Below are 17,908 nucleotides of genomic sequence, written 5' to 3' on the forward strand. Positions count from 1 at the left end.
ATTCCATTCTTTACCTAAAAATTATTCATCCCCCGAATTTCCGTGAAGAGCCAAAAAATTTGCCGTGGGGACTAGAAATATGAAGAGTGTCATGCTATAATAACTTACGTCTTCCGAACAGTACATTTGATCAAATCCGAAATAAAAAAAGATTTGACAAAAACAAATTGGAATGATATAATACTATTCGTTGAACGGATCATTAGCTCAGTTGGTAGAGCACCTGACTCTTAATCAGGGTGTCCGGGGTTCGAACCCCTGATGATCCACCAGAATCTATTCCCGAAGCATGGAAATGCTTCGGGTTTTATTTTGCCTGAAAAAGCGGGACATGTATTCGAATGATTCCGCCAGTGCATAAGGAGCGGCACTACAATCAGCGCAGAAGCAAAATTATACAGGAAAAGCGGCAAATGAACTGTACTTCTATGAATTTCATCATAAAACCAGGCAAAGCCTATCGTAAATCGTTATATTCTTTCGGCATATTATATTCCATTGATAGATTTTATGATAAAATAAAGTATAAAGTTATCTGTGTGGAGGCGTATTATGAACTATAGAAGCACCAGAAGTAATGAGACTGTAACAGCCGAAGAAGCGCTGCTGAAGGGGCTTGCTGCTGATGGCGGATTGTATGTGCCTGAACAACTGCCCGATCCATTTTTAGATGCTGATGTTTTAAAAGCTATGTCTTACGAAGAACTGGCAGCTTTTGTACTTCATCATTTTCTGACGGATATTACACTGAAGGATTTATCCAAGCTGACGCATGATGCATATACCGGTACATTTGATACATCTGAAATTGTCCCGGTAAAAACATTGTCCGAATCCTTTTCCATGGCCGAAATGTTCCATGGGAGGACATGCGCATTCAAAGATCTGGCGCTTTCACTTTTCCCGCATCTTCTCGTGTATGCTAAGAAGAAGCTGGGGGATGGGAAGGAAACGCTTATCCTGACTGCTACTTCAGGAGATACCGGAAAAGCGGCTCTGGAAGGGTTTAAAGACGTTCCAGGCGTGCATATCATGGTATTCTATCCTTCCCACGGGGTCAGCCCGCTGCAAAAGGATCAGATGCAGAAGCAGCTTGGTGAAAATGTCAAAGTTCTGGGGATTGAAGGAAATTTTGATGATGCCCAGTCTGCTTTGAAAAATATTTTTGTGAGTGACCTGCGCGATGAAGCTCTTGAAAAGGGAGTCCTGTTCTCCAGCGCCAATTCCATTAATATCGGCCGCCTGCTTCCACAGGTCGTATATTATGTGTGGATTTGGCTGAGCCTTCTTAGAAGCGGTTCTATTGGCTCCAGAGAGTCATTCAATGTGGTTGTTCCTACCGGCAACTTTGGCAATATTCTGGCGGCATGGATTGCAAAGAAAATCGGCACGCCTATCGGACAGATGATTTGCGCATCTAATGAAAATAAGGTGCTGGCAGATTTCTTTGAAACCGGAGAATACAATATCAACAGGGAATTCCATCTGACGGAATCTCCTTCTATGGATATCCTGATTTCCTCTAATTTTGAGAGGTTCCTGTACTACATGACGGGATCGTCTGATGAAGTTTTGAAAGACATGACAGAACTCAGGGAAAACGGTGTATACCGTGTTCCTGAGGAAGAGCGTAAAAAGGTATCAGGCGAAATGATTGGTGGCTGGGCAGATTCTGACACCATGAGAAAAGCCATTTCCGATGTATATGAAAAGTATGATTACCTGATGGATCCGCATACGGCTGTTGCATATGCTGTTTATGACAATCTCCGCCGCAGCGGCAAGGTCACAAGACATACGCACACCGTCATTATCAGTACGGCGCATCCTTATAAATTCCCTGGTGCTGTTTCTGAGGCACTTGGCATTGCGGCAGAGGAAAATCCTTATGATACACTGCGATCCATCAAGAAATATACCGGGATTCCGATTCCTTCGCAGCTGGGAGAATTGGAAAACAGGAAGAAACGCTTTACGGATGTGATCAATCCGGAAAATATCAAAGAATCCATTCAGGAAGTTGTTGATGAAATTGTAAAATGAATCCGAGGTCTCTAGTCGATGAGAAGAAGAAACTGGTATGAAAGAGGGGAACGCAGATTCAGGCTGATCCTTTTGGGAATCCTGATCCTGATGCTGGCGGCAATCCATTTTATCGACCCCTCGTTCTATCCGACAATCTATCATCTGTCAAAAGACGGCGATCTTCATGGAACAATTCATTATCTCAAGGGATTTGGCATCTATGCAGCATTCGTAAGTTTCTTCATTGATGTCATCATAAATATCGTGGGATTTCTTCCCTCGATATTCATTTCCACAGCAAACGGCCTCATATTCGGCTTGTTCTGGGGCGTTATTATTTCATGGCTGGCTGAGACAGTCGGAGTCATTCTTTCTTTCTATGTCATGCGTACGCTGTTCCGCGGAATGGCGATGAATCTGATCAACAAGAGCAAGACGCTGTCAAAGCTGGATTCCTATGAAAGCTGGCAGGCAATTGCGGCGGCCAGAGCAATCCCGTATATGCCAAACGGCCTCATAACGGCCATAGCCGCATTGTCCAGTATGAAGTTCAAGGACTATGCTTTCGGCTGTCTTTTGGGCAAGCTGCCTTCGACAGCGCTTGAAGTTGTCCTGGGGCACGATGTCGTCAATCTGGAAGAACATTCCATGCGGCTTACGATCATCATTATCCTTGTTACGGTGATTTATGGCTTCATCTGGTGGAAGACGAAGAAGCAGAGAAAAAGCGGACAGAACGAAAATAACCAATAAAAAATGATTGTTTCCATAACGGGAGCAATCATTTTTTATTGGTTATTTATTTGAGATTTTTCACGATGACAGGAACAGCATCCACATCATTGACCGGCATCAAATGGACGCCGTCAGTACCGATATCCTTCAATCCCTGTACGAGTTCAGAGGCAAGCTTAAGCCCCGTTTCCCTGTTTCCTGTCTCCATTTCCTTTAGGATTCTCTGGGGAATGGAAATGCCCGGGACCTTGTCGTTTAAGTAATTGGCCATTTTGAAACTCTTTAAGGGCACGATACCGAAGAGAATCGGGAGATCAAGGTCTTTTGCATAGGAGAGAAATTTTTCAGCCTGAGAAATTTCATAGACGGGCTGCGTCTGGATGAACTGCGCGCCGGCTTTTTTCTTGCCTTCCAGACGAAGGATTTCCTTATCCAGGTCGTCAGCACCTGGATTTGCTGTAGTGCCGATGTAAAAGTTTGTTGCGGCGCCAAGCGGATTTCCTTTAAGGTCATGGCCTTCATTAAGGCGGCGTGCAATCTCTATAAGACCCGTGGAGTCCACATCAAATACGCCTGTGGCATCCGGATGATCGCCAATGGAGGGCGGATCGCCGGTCAAAGTGAGGATATTGTGTACGCCAAGGGCATAGGCCCCCAGGAGTTCTGCCTGAAGCCCGATTGTGTTGCGGTCGCGGCAGGTCAGGTGGAAAATGGATTCTACGCAGTATTTCTGCTGAATGATAGAGGAGAGGGCAATCGGGCTCATCCGAAGCTTTGCCATGGGGCAGTCAGCGATATTGACAGCATCCACGTAATCGGCAATTTCTGCAACCTGCTTTTCAGTAATTTCAGAAGAAGCGCTTTTGGGCGGATCCAGTTCAGCGGTAATTGTAAAGATGTGATTCTTGTTTTTGGCCCTTAGTGTTGTCATTATGAATTCCTCTTTTCTATTAACTGATCAGCGATGCGGACAGCGGCAATTCCGTCCTTGCAGTAGTTCGGGGCGCCGATTTCATTGGCATAGTCCTGTGTTACTACGGCTCCGCCGACAAGAATATCGACAGAGGGGACAGCTTCCTTCAGCTTTTTGACGGTAGATTCCAGTTCAGGAAGAGTGGTCGTCATCAAAGAGCACAGTCCTGCCAGATCGGCCTTGTATTCGATTGCAGCTTTGACAAATGCATCCGGACTGACGTCCTTGCCCAAATCGATGACTTTATAACCGCTGTTTTCCATGAGAGCAGCTACTATATTCTTTCCAAGATCGTGGATATCGCCTTGAACGGTGCCGATAACCAGGGTTCCTTTTTCTTTTGACTTGATATCAGGAAGAAGCTTCTTTAATTCACTGAAGGCAGACTGCATGGCTTCAGCCGCCATCATGACCTGGGGAAGGTATACTTTTCCAGCGCCATATCCGTCACCGATTTCAGTCATGGCAGATGTGAGCCCTTCCTTGATAATCGTTTCCGAAGAGATGCCTGCATCTAAAGCCGTCTTCATGAGTGAGGCGGATTGTTCCTTCTCGCCGTTCTTTACAGCAGCTTTGATCTGTTCAAGGGGAGGAAGGTCCTGGCTTGCTTCAGCCTTTTCGGCAGGCGCCGGCATCTTTGCGGTTTCTGCGATGAAGTTTGCAGCACCTTTATCAAATCCAAGAAGGAGCTTTGCATTGATAAATGCATCCTTGATGCCCTGGTCGAGAGGATTGATGATGGGGGCATTCATGCCGCAGGCAAATGCCATGGTGAGGAATGCGGCGTTGATGCGCGGACGGGAAGGAAGACCGAAGGAAACATTGCTTGTCCCCATGACACAGGGGAAACCGAATTCTTCCTTATATAATCGGATGGTGCGGAGAGTTTCGCTGGCACCTTTTTCTCCTGACCCTACTGTGAGGACCAGCGGGTCTAAAAGAAGGTCTTCGCGTCTGAGTCCGATTTCATCCGCCTTTTCTACAATTCTGTGAATGATTCTGACTCGTTCTTCGGCAGTGGCAGGAAGATTTCCTTTCTCAAGCGGAAGACAGAGGACGGCAGCGCCATATTGCTTGGCAAGCTTCAGGATCTTCTCGAGTGCCTCTTCTTCAGCCGCATTGACGGAATTGATCAGAGGGCGGCCGGGATATACCTTAAGGGCTCTTTCTATGACGACAGGATCCGTGCTGTCGATGGAGAAAGGGACGGGGCAGAGCATGGAAAGCTGGGATATGGCAGTTTCCATGGCGGCGGCCTGGTCGACTCCGGGGACACCCATATTTACATCAAGAATGTCAGCGCCGGCGGCCACTTCAGCAAGCCCTTCCTTTTTAATGGAGACGAAGCTTCCCTTCTGAATATCTTCCCGGAGTGTCTTTCTTCCTGTCGGATTGATTCTTTCGCCAATCTTGACGGGAGCGTAATTATCACCGACATAGACGACGCCTGTGCGGCAGGTAAGTGCAGTAAAGGGCTTTACCTTTGGAGGCGTGACAGTTGGTTTGTTTTCAAGTTCCTTGATTAAAGCATGAAGATGCTCCGGTGTCGTTCCGCAGCATCCGCCAAGATAAGATACGCCGATATCAGCAAATTTTGCTGTTTCTCTGGCAAAGTCTTCAGCAGAAAGCGGGAAGAGTGTTTCTCCGTTTTCCAGTACGGGCATTCCTGCATTTGGCTGGATGATGATGGGCTTATTCGTTGCGGCAATCATTTCCTTTGCAACATTGAAGAGTTTGTCCGGCCCGAGCGAGCAGTTGGCTCCAATGATATCAGCACCCATGGAATCAAGAAGAATGGCAGCGGCTTTAGGAGGAGTGCCTGTAATGGTTCTTCCGTCTTCGGCATACGTCATCTGGCAGATGACCGGAAGGTTTGACGCAGCTTTGGCGGCAATCAGTGCGGCCTTCATTTCCTGAATATCTATGATGGTTTCAATGATAAGGCAGTCGGCTCCGGCGTTGGCAAGAGCTTTGGCAAGACGGTAGTAGTTTTCGCATGCCTCGTCAAATGATAAATCGCCAAGAGGACTTAAGAAACGTCCGGTCGGTCCCATATCACCTGCAATCTTAACGCGGCTGCTGCATGCTTCTCTTGCATTCTTTACGGCTGCTTCTGTAATGACTTCTACCTTGTCCTGAAGGTCATAATCCTCAAGCTTCAGCGGGGAAGAGCCAAATGTGTTTGTTGTAATGAACTGGCATCCCGCTGCCTCATATTCTTTATGAATACGCTGGACAATTTCCGGATGGGAGATGTTGAGATAATCCGGACATTCACTATTTGATAATCCATACTTCTGGAGCATCGTCCCCATACCGCCGTCAAAAAATACCATAATGAAACCCTCCTTATACCTGTATTACGATTAATGCCTGAATTGACAGTTTAGAAATGAGCATGTGGAGCACTTCGGGGGCTTATCCCTCTGGATCGTGCCTGAAAGGCCGATGATGGCCGAAACTGATTTTCTTGGGAAAAGCATGGAGTGATCCGTCACGGAGACTCCTATTTTTTCAGCCTGAATCAACTGGCAGAACTGCTTTTGCTGGTAAATCGGCCAGTCCCCGTATCCTGGTGAAAAGCGCCAGACGGTTTTCTCGCCATTCTTTGAAGCTTCTTTCTGGATAAGTTCATCGACCTGGTCAGCCAGGTGTTCAACAGACGTAGTAGCTGCTGCATCTAAAAGAAGGCCTTTTACATATTCACCTGCTTTAAAATGAGCATCGGACTGTTTTTCAATCTCATCTCCGACCGTGACTGCCAGGACGGCAACGGATGAAGAGTTGGCAAGATGATGCTTGATGGCATTTCCTTCAAGCTTCATGGGGAAGTCTCCGCAGATGATGCCGTTTTTATTGTCATAGGGAAGAACCTGCCAGATTCCCCTGGGCTCTGCAAGGGCAAGCGCCTCTCTGACCGCAGAACTCACTTCTTCGGGAGGAAAATCCTTTGAAGAAGGATTCATTCCTGCATATCTGAGCATTTCCTTTTCATTGATTTGAAATAATGTACCATTATAGAAAGGCATGGGAGACCTCCTTCTACACCAATAAAAAAATCCTCCATCCCCAAAGGGACGAAAGATTCGTGTTACCACCCAAGTTTATCCATACATCGCTGCATGAATCTCATCAGGTACGCCGGCTTTTGCCTTAATACCTTAGTGCTGTATCGGGCACACCCGGGATGCTTCATTATTCAGCAATCCCAGCTCAGAGGCCATGTTCAGCAAATATCCCTATGCTCCTTTCCATCTGCCGGAGCTTTCTGGTATAGTCTTTTCTGCCTACTCTTCTCTTCATTGCTTATTTTTAATTACTAGCACTATATCATAGGCAATTCCCTGTGTCAAATAATTTATGATGTCATTTTCAGGATTCCAATCCTTTGGACCAAGCGGGATATTTTAGGCATCTTTTTGCCGTATATTTATATAAGAGAAATAAAATTTTTATTGGAAGAAAGCTATTACATCAGAGTAAAAAAATGTGTTAAGATAAATCATTAGCAAGTGTTCAGACATTTATTTTTTTGATGACTTTTCGGGAATCATAAAATAAATGCGGGAGCAATTGAGGTCAAATCCTCAATAGAAGCTGCTGTTTTATTAAAGGGATACCTGTAGGAAAGGAAAGTGGAATTATTATGATTATGGGAGACATGAAACATCTGGATGCGTACAAGGCCCAAATGCCTGATTTTATTTACGAGGTTCTCAAGGAAGCTTCCCAGTTTGATTTTGCAGGCGTTCCTGATGGAAAATATAAAATCAAAGGATGCAATATGAATGTGGAGACTTCACCGACGGAGCCTTCTGCTCAGAGGAAACTTGAAGGGCACAAGGATTTTATTGATGTTCAGTATGAAGTGGAAGGCAAAGAAGAATGGATCGGGATTGAGACAATTTTTGATGCCGGGAAATGCATAGAAAGTCATCCGGACAGAGACCTTTATTTTTATGAAGCAGGAAAAGATCCGGAAACGAAAATTCATTTCAAGAAGGGCCGTTTTGCCGTATTCTTCCCCGAAGACCTCCATCGCCCGCTCTGCCAGGGAGAAAGTGGCAGCCGGCAGCTTCGCAAAGCTGTCGTGAAGGTGCCGGTGGAATGGGTGAGTGTGAAATAGAAGTCAGGGATCAGAGGTGGCTGGTGATTGCGAAAATTGAACGAACCTCTTCTTGACTTAAAGTCAACTCTTTGCTATTATAATCTATATTCGATTACTAGCGATTTCTACAGTACCGCACGATGAAGGTGGTATGTGTAAGGGGGCAGAGTATGAAGTATAAAAAATTTTTGGCAGCTGCCATGGCGGCAGGCTTTTTGCTTTCCGCCGGCATGATGACCGGCGGATGCGGGTCGGCCAAACAGCAGCAGGGGCAGCAGCAGGCGATGAAGGTCACGACTTTCAAACCGTTCAAGTCGGACACGCCGATCCAGAGAGAGTATGCCGGCTCCATTATGGCATTGCAGGAGGTGCCGGTCCGCTCGAAAGTATCCGGTACAGTCATGGAAAAATACGTCAAAGGCGGTGACCATGTCACAGAAGGGCAGCCGCTCTTCCGCCTTGATACGCGCACTTATTCGTCTTCTCTGGCAGCCGCAGAGGCGCAGGTCGCGCAGGCTTCGGCTACCTATGAAAATGCGAAGCGCGATCTCGCCCGCTATGAGCAGCTGATCGCGACGGGGGCGATTTCTCGGCAGGCCTATGATGCGCAGAAGGCAGCGACAGAGTCCTATCAGGCCGTCGTCGAAGCAGCCCAGTCGCAGGCAGCGATCGCATCGGATAATCTCTCCGATACCATCGTGACAGCTCCCTTCACCGGGACGCTCTCCATGGATGATGTGAATATCGGCACTTTCGCTTCGGCAGGACAGACGCCTCTCGTCACGATTTCCTCGGCAGATCCGCTGTATGTTCAGTTTGATATGTCGGAGAGCGAATACCTTTCGCTCACCAAGAATAAGAGTGGCACGGAGACGCTCGGGGATACCCTGAAGCTTCGCCTTGCTGATGGCTCCATCTATCAGGAGACCGGCAAGATCGTCCAGATCAATCCGGGGCTGACCGGCGGGCAGCTGACCATGAAGGCGGCATATGCAAATCCGGATAACCTGCTCGTACCGGGGATGTATGCGACGGTCGTTTCTGATGCAGAAATCGCCAAGGGCAGTATCCTGGTACCGACCAAGGCACTCGTACAGCTCCTGAACCGAGATATGCTCGATGTCGTCGTCGATGGCAAGGTCCAGCAGAAGGCGGTCAAGCTCGGTGCGACCTATGGCATCTATACCATCATCGAAAGCGGCATCGATGAAAATGATGAGATCATCGTCGAAGGCCAGAATAAAGTCCGTGTCGGACAGGCAGTCGCTCCGGAAGAAACCACGCGCGAGGCTTTGGAACAGGCGGCGATCAAGGCCGCTTCTGTGCAGCATGGCACGACAGATGCTAAGAAATAAGGGGAGGAGCTATGGCAAATTTCTTTATTAAACGCCCTATCTTTGCTATCGTCGTGGCTCTTGTCATCACGATCGCCGGGGCACTCTGTATTTTCTCACTGCCGATCGACCGCTATCCGAAGATCACGCCGCCTCAGGTCTCTGTCCATGCGACCTATCCGGGCGCTGACTCTGAAGTCGTAGCGCAGACGGTGGCCGAGGTCATAGAAAAGAATGTCGTCGGTGCCGAAGGTTTTGATAATATGTCTTCGACATCGAACTCGAATGGCTCCTATTCGCTCTCGGTCCAGTTCCTGACGGGGACGGACTCGGATATGGCGACCATCCGTGTACAGAATGGTGTCACGGCTGCCGATGCAGGGCTTCCTGATACAGTCCGTTCCATCGGCGTCTCCACGAAGAAATCTTCGGGGGATATGGCACTCGTCGTCGGCCTGCTCTCACCGAATGGCACTTATGATGACGTATTCCTGAAGAACTATTTCTCCATGAACTACCTGGATGAGCTGAAGTCCATCAAGGGCGTCGGCAACGTACAGGAATTCGGCTCTGACTTCGCGATGCGCATCTGGATGGATCCGACGAAGATGTCGCAGAACAAGATCACTGCGAGCGAGGTCATTTCTGCCGTTTCTTCGCAGAATAAGCAGATCGCGGCCGGTAACATTTCCAGCGCTCCGGTCGATCAGAATGCCTCCTTCCAGTACATCATCACGGCGAAGGGCCGTCTTGTGACGGAGAAGGAATTCGGCGATATCGTACTTCGTACCAATGATGACGGCTCCATGCTTCGTCTGAAGGATGTGGCCCGTATCGAGCTTGGTGCAAAGGACTACAGCTTCATTTCCCGTGCGGCGGGACAGGAGTCGGCGATCCTCGCCTTCTCTCTGACCGATGATGCGAATGCGCTCGAAACTCTGGGGGCGATCAAGGAGAAGCTGAAAGAAGATGCGAAGAGCTTCCCAGATGACATGACCTATGTCATCTGCGCGGATAACACGGACTTCATCTATGCCTCCATCAAGGAGGTCATGCATACCTTCGTCGAAGCGCTTCTCATCGTAGCACTGATCGTGTACATTTTCCTGCAGAACTGGAGATCCACGCTCATCCCGATGATTGCGGTCCCGGTATCGCTCTTTGGTACCTTTGCTTCCTTCCTGCTTCTCGGATTTACCATCAATACCCTGACGCTTTTCGCAATGGTTTTGGCCATCGGGCTGGTCGTCGATGATGCGATCGTCGTCATAGAAGCCGTCGAGTATGAAATGCGCTATAACAACATGGGCCCGAAAGAGGCGACTGTTGCTGCGATGCAGAAGGTACAGAGCCCGGTTATCGGCGTAGCGGTCGTTCTGGCTGCGGTTTTCGTACCGGTCGCTTTTCTGGGCGGGATCATGGGTATCCTGTACAAACAGTTTGCTCTCACCATCGCTGTCTCTGTCCTGATTTCTGCTTTCGTCGCGCTGTCTCTGACTCCGGCTCTTTGTGCCGGTCTTCTGAAACCGCCGAAGAAGCAGAATAGGAAAAACTTCCTCGATCGATTTTGGGATACCTTCAATGATGGTTTCGATCGTATGGTAGAGATCTACGGAGCGATCCTGCAGAAGATGGGACATGCGATCGCTGCTCCGATCCTTGTTCTTGTCGTCATCACGGTCGCAGCTTTCGGTATTTTCTTCAAGCTTCCGACAGCATTTCTTCCGCAGGAAGATAATGGCTTCTTCATCACGGCATTCTCTTTGCCGGAAGGCTCTGTCAATGTCAGAACGAATGCAGCGATCAACGATTACCTTGATTATATGGGAAAAGATCCGGCGATCGAACAGTCGCAGGGCGTCACCGGCTTTGATATTTTGTCCGGCGGGCAGAAACCAAATGCGGGTCTTTCCTTCATCAAACTGAAACCGTGGGATGAACGCAAAGCGCCAAACGAACAGATCAATGCCATTATGGGCAAAGCCATGGCATATGGGGCGACCCATCCGGAGGTATCTCTGATGGCGCTGAATCCGCCTCCGATTCCAGGCCTTGGCGCCTCCGGTGGCTTCAGCCTTTATATCATGAACAAGAGCGGTGCATCGGATGAAGAATTCCAGCGCGTTGTCGGAGAATTCCTCGGCGCAGCCAACCAGCGTCCGGAAATCCAGATGGCCTACACCACTTTCCGAAGCGATACACCATCCTACAATTATGATATCGACCGAGAAAAAGCACAGCGAAATGGTGTGGCTGTCGGGGATATCTTCACCGCTCTTCAGGCCTACTATGGCTCTGTCCAGATCAATGATTTCACCATTTATGGCCGTAACTTCAAGGTCGTCGCGCAGGCGGATACCCAGTACCGCACGAACCCGGGGGACAACAAGTTCCTGACGGTTCGCGACAATAAGGGCAATATGGTGCCGATCTCCACCTTTATCACTCCGAAGAAATCCAATGCGATCTCCGTCATCACTCGTTACGACAACTTCCCGGCCGTCAAGGTCGGCGGGCAGCAGAAGGATGGATACTCCTCCGGGCAGGCGCTCGATGCGCTCGAAGAAACCGCCAATCAGGTACTTCCGAATGGTTATGGCTTCGAATTCGTCGAATCCTCTGCCCAGGAACGTGAAGCGAGCGGTAAGACAGTATATGCCCTCTCGCTCGGCATGCTCTTCGTATTCCTGTCTTTGGCAGCTCTCTATGAAAGCTGGAAGGTTCCATTCACGGTCATCTTCGGGATACCGACTGGTTTCTTTGGCGCGAGCCTGGCAGCCATGGCATTCCATGTATATAACGACATTTACTTCCAGATCGGTCTCTTGACCATCATCGGGCTGGCTGCGAAGAACGCCATCCTGATCGTCGAGTACGCGAAAGTCCGTGTTGATAATGGCATGGATGTCATGAAGGCTTCCATCGAAGCATCGCAGATTCGTCTGCGCCCGATTCTGATGACTTCCCTGGCATTCATCCTCGGCAACATTCCGCTGGCACTTTCGACTGGTGCAGGTTCGAATTCCCGTTCTGAAATGGGTATTGCTGTAGTATTCGGCGTGCTTTCTGCAACTGTATTCCAGATCTTCATTGTACCGATGCTCTTCGTTGTTATTGAACGAATTCATGGTTTCAAAAGACCGAAAAAAGGAATTTCAGTAAGCAAGTAATTTAAATGAGACTGCAGTTCATTCATGGGCTGCAGTCTTTTTTATACACAAGAGTGAATATGGAAGATCGATGGAAAGGGCAGGCGCCTTTATTCATGAATTGCTTCGGTGACAGCCTGACTGAAGGGTTCGGACTAAGGAAGGGCAGGTACTGGCTTGAGATTGCTACCAGGGAAATACATGGCATCAGGTTCAGGAATTTTGGATCCTGCGGCTCCCTGTCATCAGATATCCTTCAAAAGGCAGAATTTTTTCTTGAGAGAGCCGGAAGTCAGGATGAAATTTTCATCATGGGCGGAACCAATGATTTGCTGTGCAGAATAAGGCTTTCTTCCCTTGAAAAGAATATGGAAAGGGGGATTTCACATATAGCAGCCAGCCTGCCGCTGACGATTGCCATCCCGCCTCAGGTAACACGCGCAAGCGTTGAGGCAGGATGGCAGTCGGAATTTTCCTATGATGCCAATCAGGAAGATTACAGGACGTATATTTCCTTCTTAAAGGAACTGGCACAGAGCCTTGACGTACGGGTGATTGATTTTTCAAAAGTGATTCCCTTTGACGATGATTATTATGTTGACGGGGTTTATCCTAACGAGAAGGGACAGGAACTCATGGCAGAAGCTGCTATCAAAGTTTGGGGAAATTGAGGGGATTAATCCCTGATTTCCTTTGTACCTTGACCCAGTGGATTTGGTATAATAAAACAATATGGACGATGCATGTTCATAGAATGATAAAGGATAGGAGATTGTTATGGATACGATTCTTGTGACCGGCGGAGCCGGGTTTATTGGATATCATTTAAGCAAACGTCTGCTTAAGGATGGATACAATGTTGTCGGATATGACAACATGAATGATTACTATGATCCAAAGCTTAAGGAAGATCGTGTCAGGGATCTTGAGGAATCAGGACAGGACTATCGTTTCATAAAGGGAGACCTGGCCGATAAGGACATGGTATTCCACCTCTTCGAAGAGATAAAACCTGCTATTGTCGTTAATCTTGCCGCACAGGCCGGAGTCCGCTACAGCATCGATCATCCGGATTCGTATATACAGTCCAACATCGTGGGTTTCTTCAACATCCTGGAAGCTTGCCGCCACTATCCGGTAAAGCATCTTCTTTTTGCATCGAGTTCTTCGATTTACGGAAATCAGGAAAAAGTTCCATTCTCGGTCAATGACCCGACGGACCGCCCAATCAGCCTTTATGCGGCAACGAAAAAGTCTGACGAGCTTATGGCATATACGTATTCCCACCTCTACAGGATTCCTGCTACCGGGCTTCGTTTCTTTACGGTTTACGGACCTTTTGGCAGGCCGGATATGGCTTACTTCAAGTTTGCCAATAAGATTTTCAACGGCGAGACGATTCAGGTTTATAATAACGGAGATATGCTTCGCGATTTCACCTATGTAGATGATATCGTAGAAGGGATTTCCCATATGCTGAACCATCCGCCGAAGCTCAACGAAGAGCATGACCCGTTCAAGGTTTATAATATCGGCAACAATCACCCGGTCAGGCTGATGAAATTCATTGAAATTCTGGAAGATGCCATCGGGAGAAAAGCGGAAAAAGAGTACCTGCCCATGCAGATGGGAGACGTGTATCAGACGTATGCTGATATTGATGATCTGGAAAAAGATTTCGGATTCCATCCGTCGACCACCTTGGAGGAGGGACTTGCCGCATTCGCCAAGTGGTATAAAAATTATTATCATAAGGAATAATCACTTAATAGAGGAGGTATGTCCGTGAATCTTTTACTTGCGGATCTGCATAAATTTGTAGGATACAGCGGCGGCATCGAGCATGTCTTATCGAGGATGGCAGCTGCAATGAAAGACAGAGGATATACGGTTTCTGTCGTGATGGCTGATGAAAAGAGCGGGGATCCTTTCTATCCTCTCCCTGAGGGCGTTAAACTCTATAACTTGTTCAAAATGGAAGAAATGACTGAAATTCATGCCGGCTTGTTTTCCAAGGCAGCAAGGGAAATTGCCCGCGCTTTTAGCAAGGAAGCTGCAAGAAACAGGAATTACAGTATTTTTAACCAGGCAAAGCCTCAGATGAAAAGAGTCCTTGAACTGGCAAAACCTCATGTAATCGTTTCCTTCAGGGAACCGACAGGCCGTCTTCTTCTTGAAGGGCTGGATACTGAAATTCCCGTGATTTCCATGCTTCACAATGATCCGGATGAAATATTCCTCCATTCACCGGAGAAAGAAAAAAGGGCTCTTGAAAAAAGCCGCTTCATTCAGGTACTCATGCCTTCATTTATAGAAAAAGCAGAAAAATACCTGGATTACGATCGCTTTGTGCATATTCCCAATTCTGTAAATATCCCGCATTTGGAGGTGGATCCCGGACAGGAAAGGAAAGTTCACAAAATCGTCAATGTAGGAAGAGTGACAGGCAGGACGAAGAGGCAGCATATTTTAATAGAAGCCTTTTCGAAAATTGCTCAGGAATTTCCCGACTGGGAAGTGGACATCTGTGGGGATACTTACGATAAAGCGTATGTAACTATGGTGAAAAGCCTCATATCCAAAAATGGACTGCAGGACCGTGTCCACTTGCGCGGCACTACGAAGAATATGGGAAAAGTCTGGCAGGAAGCAGATATATTTGCATTCCCAAGCCATCATGAAGGTTTCCCTTTGGCGCTTTCTGAATCGATGGGCGTTGGAATTCCGGCAGTAGGCTTTGCATCCTGCTCTTCCGTCAATGAACTCATCAAGGATCAGGTCAATGGATTTCTTGTTCCTGACGGGGCAGAAGCGTTCTCAAAAGCACTGGCATCCTTGATGAAGGACAGCGAACTTAGAAGGAAACTGGGAACGGGAGCGAGAGAATCAATGAAACCATATGCACCGGAAGTGGTGTGGGATTCCTGGGACAAGCTCATTAAAGAATGCATAAAAGAGCAATGAGATAATATAGGAAACATAGTTTGTATTTGATTTTGGCAGGGGAACCATGAGACAAGACGGAGAAAAATTTCTTAGTGAAGATATTCTGAAAGTAAAGGCAGCCGTAATCGGTGATGTAATGATGGATCAGTACGTGACAGGGAGCGTGAACCGCATCTCTCCTGAAGCGCCTGTACCGGTCAATCTGGTCAAAGGGGAAAGAAACGTGCCGGGCGGGGCTGCCAATACAGCGGCCAATCTGGCATCACTTGGTTGTCAGGTTTTCGTTTCCGGCATAGTTGGGAATGACCAGAATGGGAAAATGCTTCTTGACCTTTTAAAAAATGCAGGAATTGACTCTAATGGGATTCTTGTGTCTGATGATTACCAGACGACAGCTAAAATACGCATTCTGGGCGCAGGCCAGCAGATGATGAGGCTTGATTATGAAAGAACCAGAAAGCTCACTGACGATGAATGCGAAAGCGTTATGGAATGGCTTTGCGGGCTTTTAAAAGCGGGACTGGACTGTGTCGTCATTTCTGATTACGGCAAGGGAATGATCGACGACATACTGTCTCAGAAAATCATAAAGAAAGCCAATGAATACAATGTTCCTGTTCTTGTCGATCCTAAGGGCAGTGATTGGGAAAAGTATGACGGCGCTTATGGAATCACGCCTAATCTGAAAGAGCTTTCTGACTGCGCCGGAAAGAGCATCCCTAATGAAAGCGCTCCCATAGAGGCGGAAGGAAAGAGGATCAGGGAGAAATTCCACTTGAAATATCTCTTCGTAACAAGATCCGAGCGCGGAATCACCTGCATTATGGATGGCGGGGCTATTCATAGAGCATCCGTTGCGCAGGATGTCTTTGATGTTTCGGGCGCAGGAGATACTGTCATGGCTGTTACAGCTGCCTGTGCAGCCGCTGGCATTGATATGGAAACGACATTGGAACTTGCAAACCGCGCAGCGGGCATCGCTGTTTCACATGTAGGAACTTATCAGGTCGAAAGGAAAGAAGTCCTTGATGCATGGCGTGATAATGAGCCGGTCCGCCTTGATTACCTCCCTCTGACGTGGAAGGAAGCGGAAAACAAGGTAAATCTCTGGAAAGCAAGAGGAGAGACCGTTGTATTTACCAATGGATGTTTCGATATCCTTCACAGAGGCCATGTCACCTATCTGCAGAAGGCGGCTTCCCTTGGCGACCACCTGATTGTGGGATTGAATTCCGATGACTCAGTCAAAATGCTCAAAGGGGAAGACCGTCCGGTTAACCGTGAAAATGACAGGAGCTTTATGCTTGCCGCTCTTCGCTGCGTTGATGATGTCGTTGTCTTTGGAGAAGAAACTCCTGAAAAACTTCTGACCCATCTGAAACCGGATATCCTTGTCAAAGGCGGGGATTATAAGGCAGAAGAAGTTGCCGGAAGGCAATATGCAGGATCTGTGGAAATTCTCCCCTTTGTCGATGGTTATTCAACAACAGGAGTCATTAAGAAAATAAAAAGGGAAAAGCAATGAAAAACTCTGCCCGCCGTGTCGATTTGAAAAACAAGACGATTGTTATTATGTATATGCTGTATTTTGGAGACATGGTTTCCATTACTCCTTTTCTTGAAGTGCTGAGAAGAGAAGCAGAAGGCTCCAGGATCGTCCTTGTCATGGACTCCAGATTCCAGGAATCCGTGAAGTACAACCCCAACATCGATGAAATTATTCCTGTCGACAGGAATGGAAAAGATAAGGGGCTTATGGCTACCTGGAATATCGGGCGGCAAATTGGAAAATTGAAGCCGGACGTCCTGATGGCTCTCCATGGGACATCAAGGACTACGCTGATGGGTCTTGCCATGCATCCCAAGTACTGGACGGGAGAAGAGGGAACAGGTATCGATCACTTCTTCATGGATCAGCCGATCGTGATTGAGACGTATAATTCTCATGCTGTCGACAAATACCTTAGAGTGCTGCAGCTTTTGGGTGTAAAAGATGTTTCTCACAGCGGAATGCGTACCTATACCTGCAGTGACTGGGAAGACAAAGCCAGGGAATTTTTCCAGTCGCAGAAATTGCCGCAGAATGCAAAAATGGCCGGATTTTCTGTGGGAAGCTCTACGCCGGAAAAGAACTGGCCCGCTGAGAATTATGGGAAAGTCGCTGATCATTTCTTTGAGAAGGGATTCATTCCGGTTTTCTTTGGCGTCAAGTCAGAGCTGGGGCTGATCCAGAAGGCTATTTCCTCTATGAAACACGGGGATAAAGCGGTTATTGCGGCAGGCCATCTGAGCATGGGCGAATTTATTGCAGCGGCCGGTCATTGCTCCATTTTCTTTACCAATGACAGCGGACCCATGTATGTAGCAGACAGCCGCGGTATCCCGACTATTTCCATGTTCGGACCGAGCAATGCAAAGTTCCATCATCCATTGGGACCTTGTTCACAGGCAATTTCTTCATGGGATATGCCTGAGGGACCCGAGCATGTGAATAAAACGATTGCATCAGGCAATTATGTGCCTATTTCTGAAATCAGTGTGGATAGGGTCATTGATGCAGGAGAGAAAGCATTAGAAAAAGCAGAAAATCTGTAAATTGAAATAGGGCTGTGACAAAATGGTTAATTATTTTGCCACA

At 47.7% G+C, this 17,908-nt stretch carries 13 protein-coding genes, 1 tRNA gene and 1 other annotated feature; of the genes, 11 read left to right on the forward strand and 3 right to left on the reverse strand.

Annotated elements, in window-relative coordinates:
* Positions 1-196 precede the first annotated feature (196 nt).
* The 3 genes from M3200_RS01265 (at position 197) to M3200_RS01275 (ending at position 2,778) form a co-directional block, all read left to right on the forward strand.
* A tRNA-Lys gene (locus M3200_RS01265) sits at positions 197-272 on the forward strand.
* 280 nt (positions 273-552) lie between these two features.
* Complete coding sequence (thrC, locus tag M3200_RS01270; protein ID WP_022381726.1) at positions 553-2,043, forward strand: threonine synthase; 1,491 nt, start codon at positions 553-555, stop codon at positions 2,041-2,043.
* Positions 2,044-2,061: 18 nt separating this feature from the next.
* A complete protein-coding gene (locus M3200_RS01275) occupies positions 2,062-2,778 on the forward strand; it encodes a TVP38/TMEM64 family protein (RefSeq protein WP_022381727.1) in 717 nt (238 codons plus the stop codon).
* A gap of 46 nt (positions 2,779-2,824) precedes the next feature.
* Here M3200_RS01275 and M3200_RS01280 read toward each other — a convergent pair whose 3' ends face one another.
* The 3 genes from M3200_RS01280 to M3200_RS01290 are packed head-to-tail and all read right to left on the reverse strand — an operon-like array spanning position 2,825 to position 6,762.
* Positions 2,825-3,691, reverse strand: a complete 867-nt coding sequence (locus M3200_RS01280; protein ID WP_022381728.1) for a methylenetetrahydrofolate reductase — start codon at positions 3,689-3,691, stop codon at positions 2,825-2,827.
* Entirely contained in the window at positions 3,691-6,069 is a 2,379-nt protein-coding gene (locus M3200_RS01285; RefSeq protein WP_022381729.1) for a homocysteine S-methyltransferase family protein, read from the reverse strand. The genes M3200_RS01280 and M3200_RS01285 overlap by 1 nt, the downstream gene beginning before the upstream one ends.
* 30 nt (positions 6,070-6,099) lie before the next feature.
* Positions 6,100-6,762 carry a vitamin B12 dependent-methionine synthase activation domain-containing protein gene (locus tag M3200_RS01290; protein ID WP_022381730.1) on the reverse strand — a complete coding sequence of 221 codons (663 nt, stop codon included), beginning with the start codon at positions 6,760-6,762 and terminating at the stop codon, positions 6,100-6,102.
* A gap of 41 nt (positions 6,763-6,803) precedes the next feature.
* Positions 6,804-7,045, reverse strand: a binding site (T-box leader).
* Between the two features lie 334 nt (positions 7,046-7,379).
* Here M3200_RS01290 and M3200_RS01295 point away from each other — a divergent pair.
* The 8 genes from M3200_RS01295 (at position 7,380) to M3200_RS01330 (ending at position 17,865) form a co-directional block, all read left to right on the forward strand.
* The gene (locus M3200_RS01295) at positions 7,380-7,859 is read left to right on the forward strand and encodes a NanQ anomerase/TabA/YiaL family protein (protein ID WP_022381731.1); all 480 of its coding nucleotides are present in this window, start codon (positions 7,380-7,382) and stop codon (positions 7,857-7,859) included.
* 152 nt (positions 7,860-8,011) lie between these two features.
* A complete protein-coding gene (locus M3200_RS01300; protein ID WP_022381732.1) occupies positions 8,012-9,196 on the forward strand; it encodes an efflux RND transporter periplasmic adaptor subunit in 1,185 nt (394 codons plus the stop codon).
* Positions 9,197-9,207: 11 nt separating this feature from the next.
* Positions 9,208-12,345, forward strand: coding sequence for a multidrug efflux RND transporter permease subunit (locus tag M3200_RS01305; protein ID WP_022381733.1), 3,138 nt, complete (start codon positions 9,208-9,210; stop codon positions 12,343-12,345).
* Positions 12,346-12,440: 95 nt separating this feature from the next.
* A complete protein-coding gene (locus M3200_RS01310) occupies positions 12,441-12,995 on the forward strand; it encodes an SGNH/GDSL hydrolase family protein (RefSeq protein ID WP_157952003.1) in 555 nt (184 codons plus the stop codon).
* Positions 12,996-13,101: 106 nt separating this feature from the next.
* Positions 13,102-14,085: an SDR family NAD(P)-dependent oxidoreductase gene (locus M3200_RS01315; RefSeq protein ID WP_022381735.1), complete on the forward strand. Its 984-nt coding sequence runs from the start codon at positions 13,102-13,104 to the stop codon at positions 14,083-14,085.
* 24 nt (positions 14,086-14,109) lie between these two features.
* Positions 14,110-15,288, forward strand: coding sequence for a glycosyltransferase (locus M3200_RS01320; protein ID WP_022381736.1), 1,179 nt, complete (start codon positions 14,110-14,112; stop codon positions 15,286-15,288).
* Between the two features lie 46 nt (positions 15,289-15,334).
* Complete coding sequence (rfaE2, locus tag M3200_RS01325; protein WP_022381737.1) at positions 15,335-16,795, forward strand: D-glycero-beta-D-manno-heptose 1-phosphate adenylyltransferase; 1,461 nt, start codon at positions 15,335-15,337, stop codon at positions 16,793-16,795.
* Entirely contained in the window at positions 16,792-17,865 is a 1,074-nt protein-coding gene (locus M3200_RS01330; protein WP_022381738.1) for a glycosyltransferase family 9 protein, read from the forward strand. The genes rfaE2 and M3200_RS01330 overlap by 4 nt, the downstream gene beginning before the upstream one ends.
* Positions 17,866-17,908: the final 43 nt, after the last annotated feature.

Origin of the sequence: Dialister sp. CAG:357 (assembly GCF_000435155.1) — a bacterium.
Classification (GTDB): domain Bacteria; phylum Bacillota; class Negativicutes; order Veillonellales; family Dialisteraceae; genus Dialister; species Dialister hominis.

Bases quoted from the DNA above. Each gene is read 5' to 3' on its own strand.
- thrC (WP_022381726.1), top strand. From the start codon at position 553: ATGAACTATAGAAGCACCAGAAGTAATGAGACTGTAACAGCCGAAGAA.
- M3200_RS01275 (WP_022381727.1), top strand. From the start codon at position 2,062: ATGAGAAGAAGAAACTGGTATGAAAGAGGGGAACGCAGATTCAGGCTG.
- M3200_RS01280 (WP_022381728.1), bottom strand. From the start codon at position 3,691: ATGACAACACTAAGGGCCAAAAACAAGAATCACATCTTTACAATTACC.
- M3200_RS01285 (WP_022381729.1), bottom strand. From the start codon at position 6,069: ATGGTATTTTTTGACGGCGGTATGGGGACGATGCTCCAGAAGTATGGA.
- M3200_RS01290 (WP_022381730.1), bottom strand. From the start codon at position 6,762: ATGCCTTTCTATAATGGTACATTATTTCAAATCAATGAAAAGGAAATG.
- M3200_RS01295 (WP_022381731.1), top strand. From the start codon at position 7,380: ATGATTATGGGAGACATGAAACATCTGGATGCGTACAAGGCCCAAATG.
- M3200_RS01300 (WP_022381732.1), top strand. From the start codon at position 8,012: ATGAAGTATAAAAAATTTTTGGCAGCTGCCATGGCGGCAGGCTTTTTG.
- M3200_RS01305 (WP_022381733.1), top strand. From the start codon at position 9,208: ATGGCAAATTTCTTTATTAAACGCCCTATCTTTGCTATCGTCGTGGCT.
- M3200_RS01310 (WP_157952003.1), top strand. From the start codon at position 12,441: ATGAATTGCTTCGGTGACAGCCTGACTGAAGGGTTCGGACTAAGGAAG.
- M3200_RS01315 (WP_022381735.1), top strand. From the start codon at position 13,102: ATGGATACGATTCTTGTGACCGGCGGAGCCGGGTTTATTGGATATCAT.
- rfaE2 (WP_022381737.1), top strand. From the start codon at position 15,335: ATGAGACAAGACGGAGAAAAATTTCTTAGTGAAGATATTCTGAAAGTA.
- M3200_RS01330 (WP_022381738.1), top strand. From the start codon at position 16,792: ATGAAAAACTCTGCCCGCCGTGTCGATTTGAAAAACAAGACGATTGTT.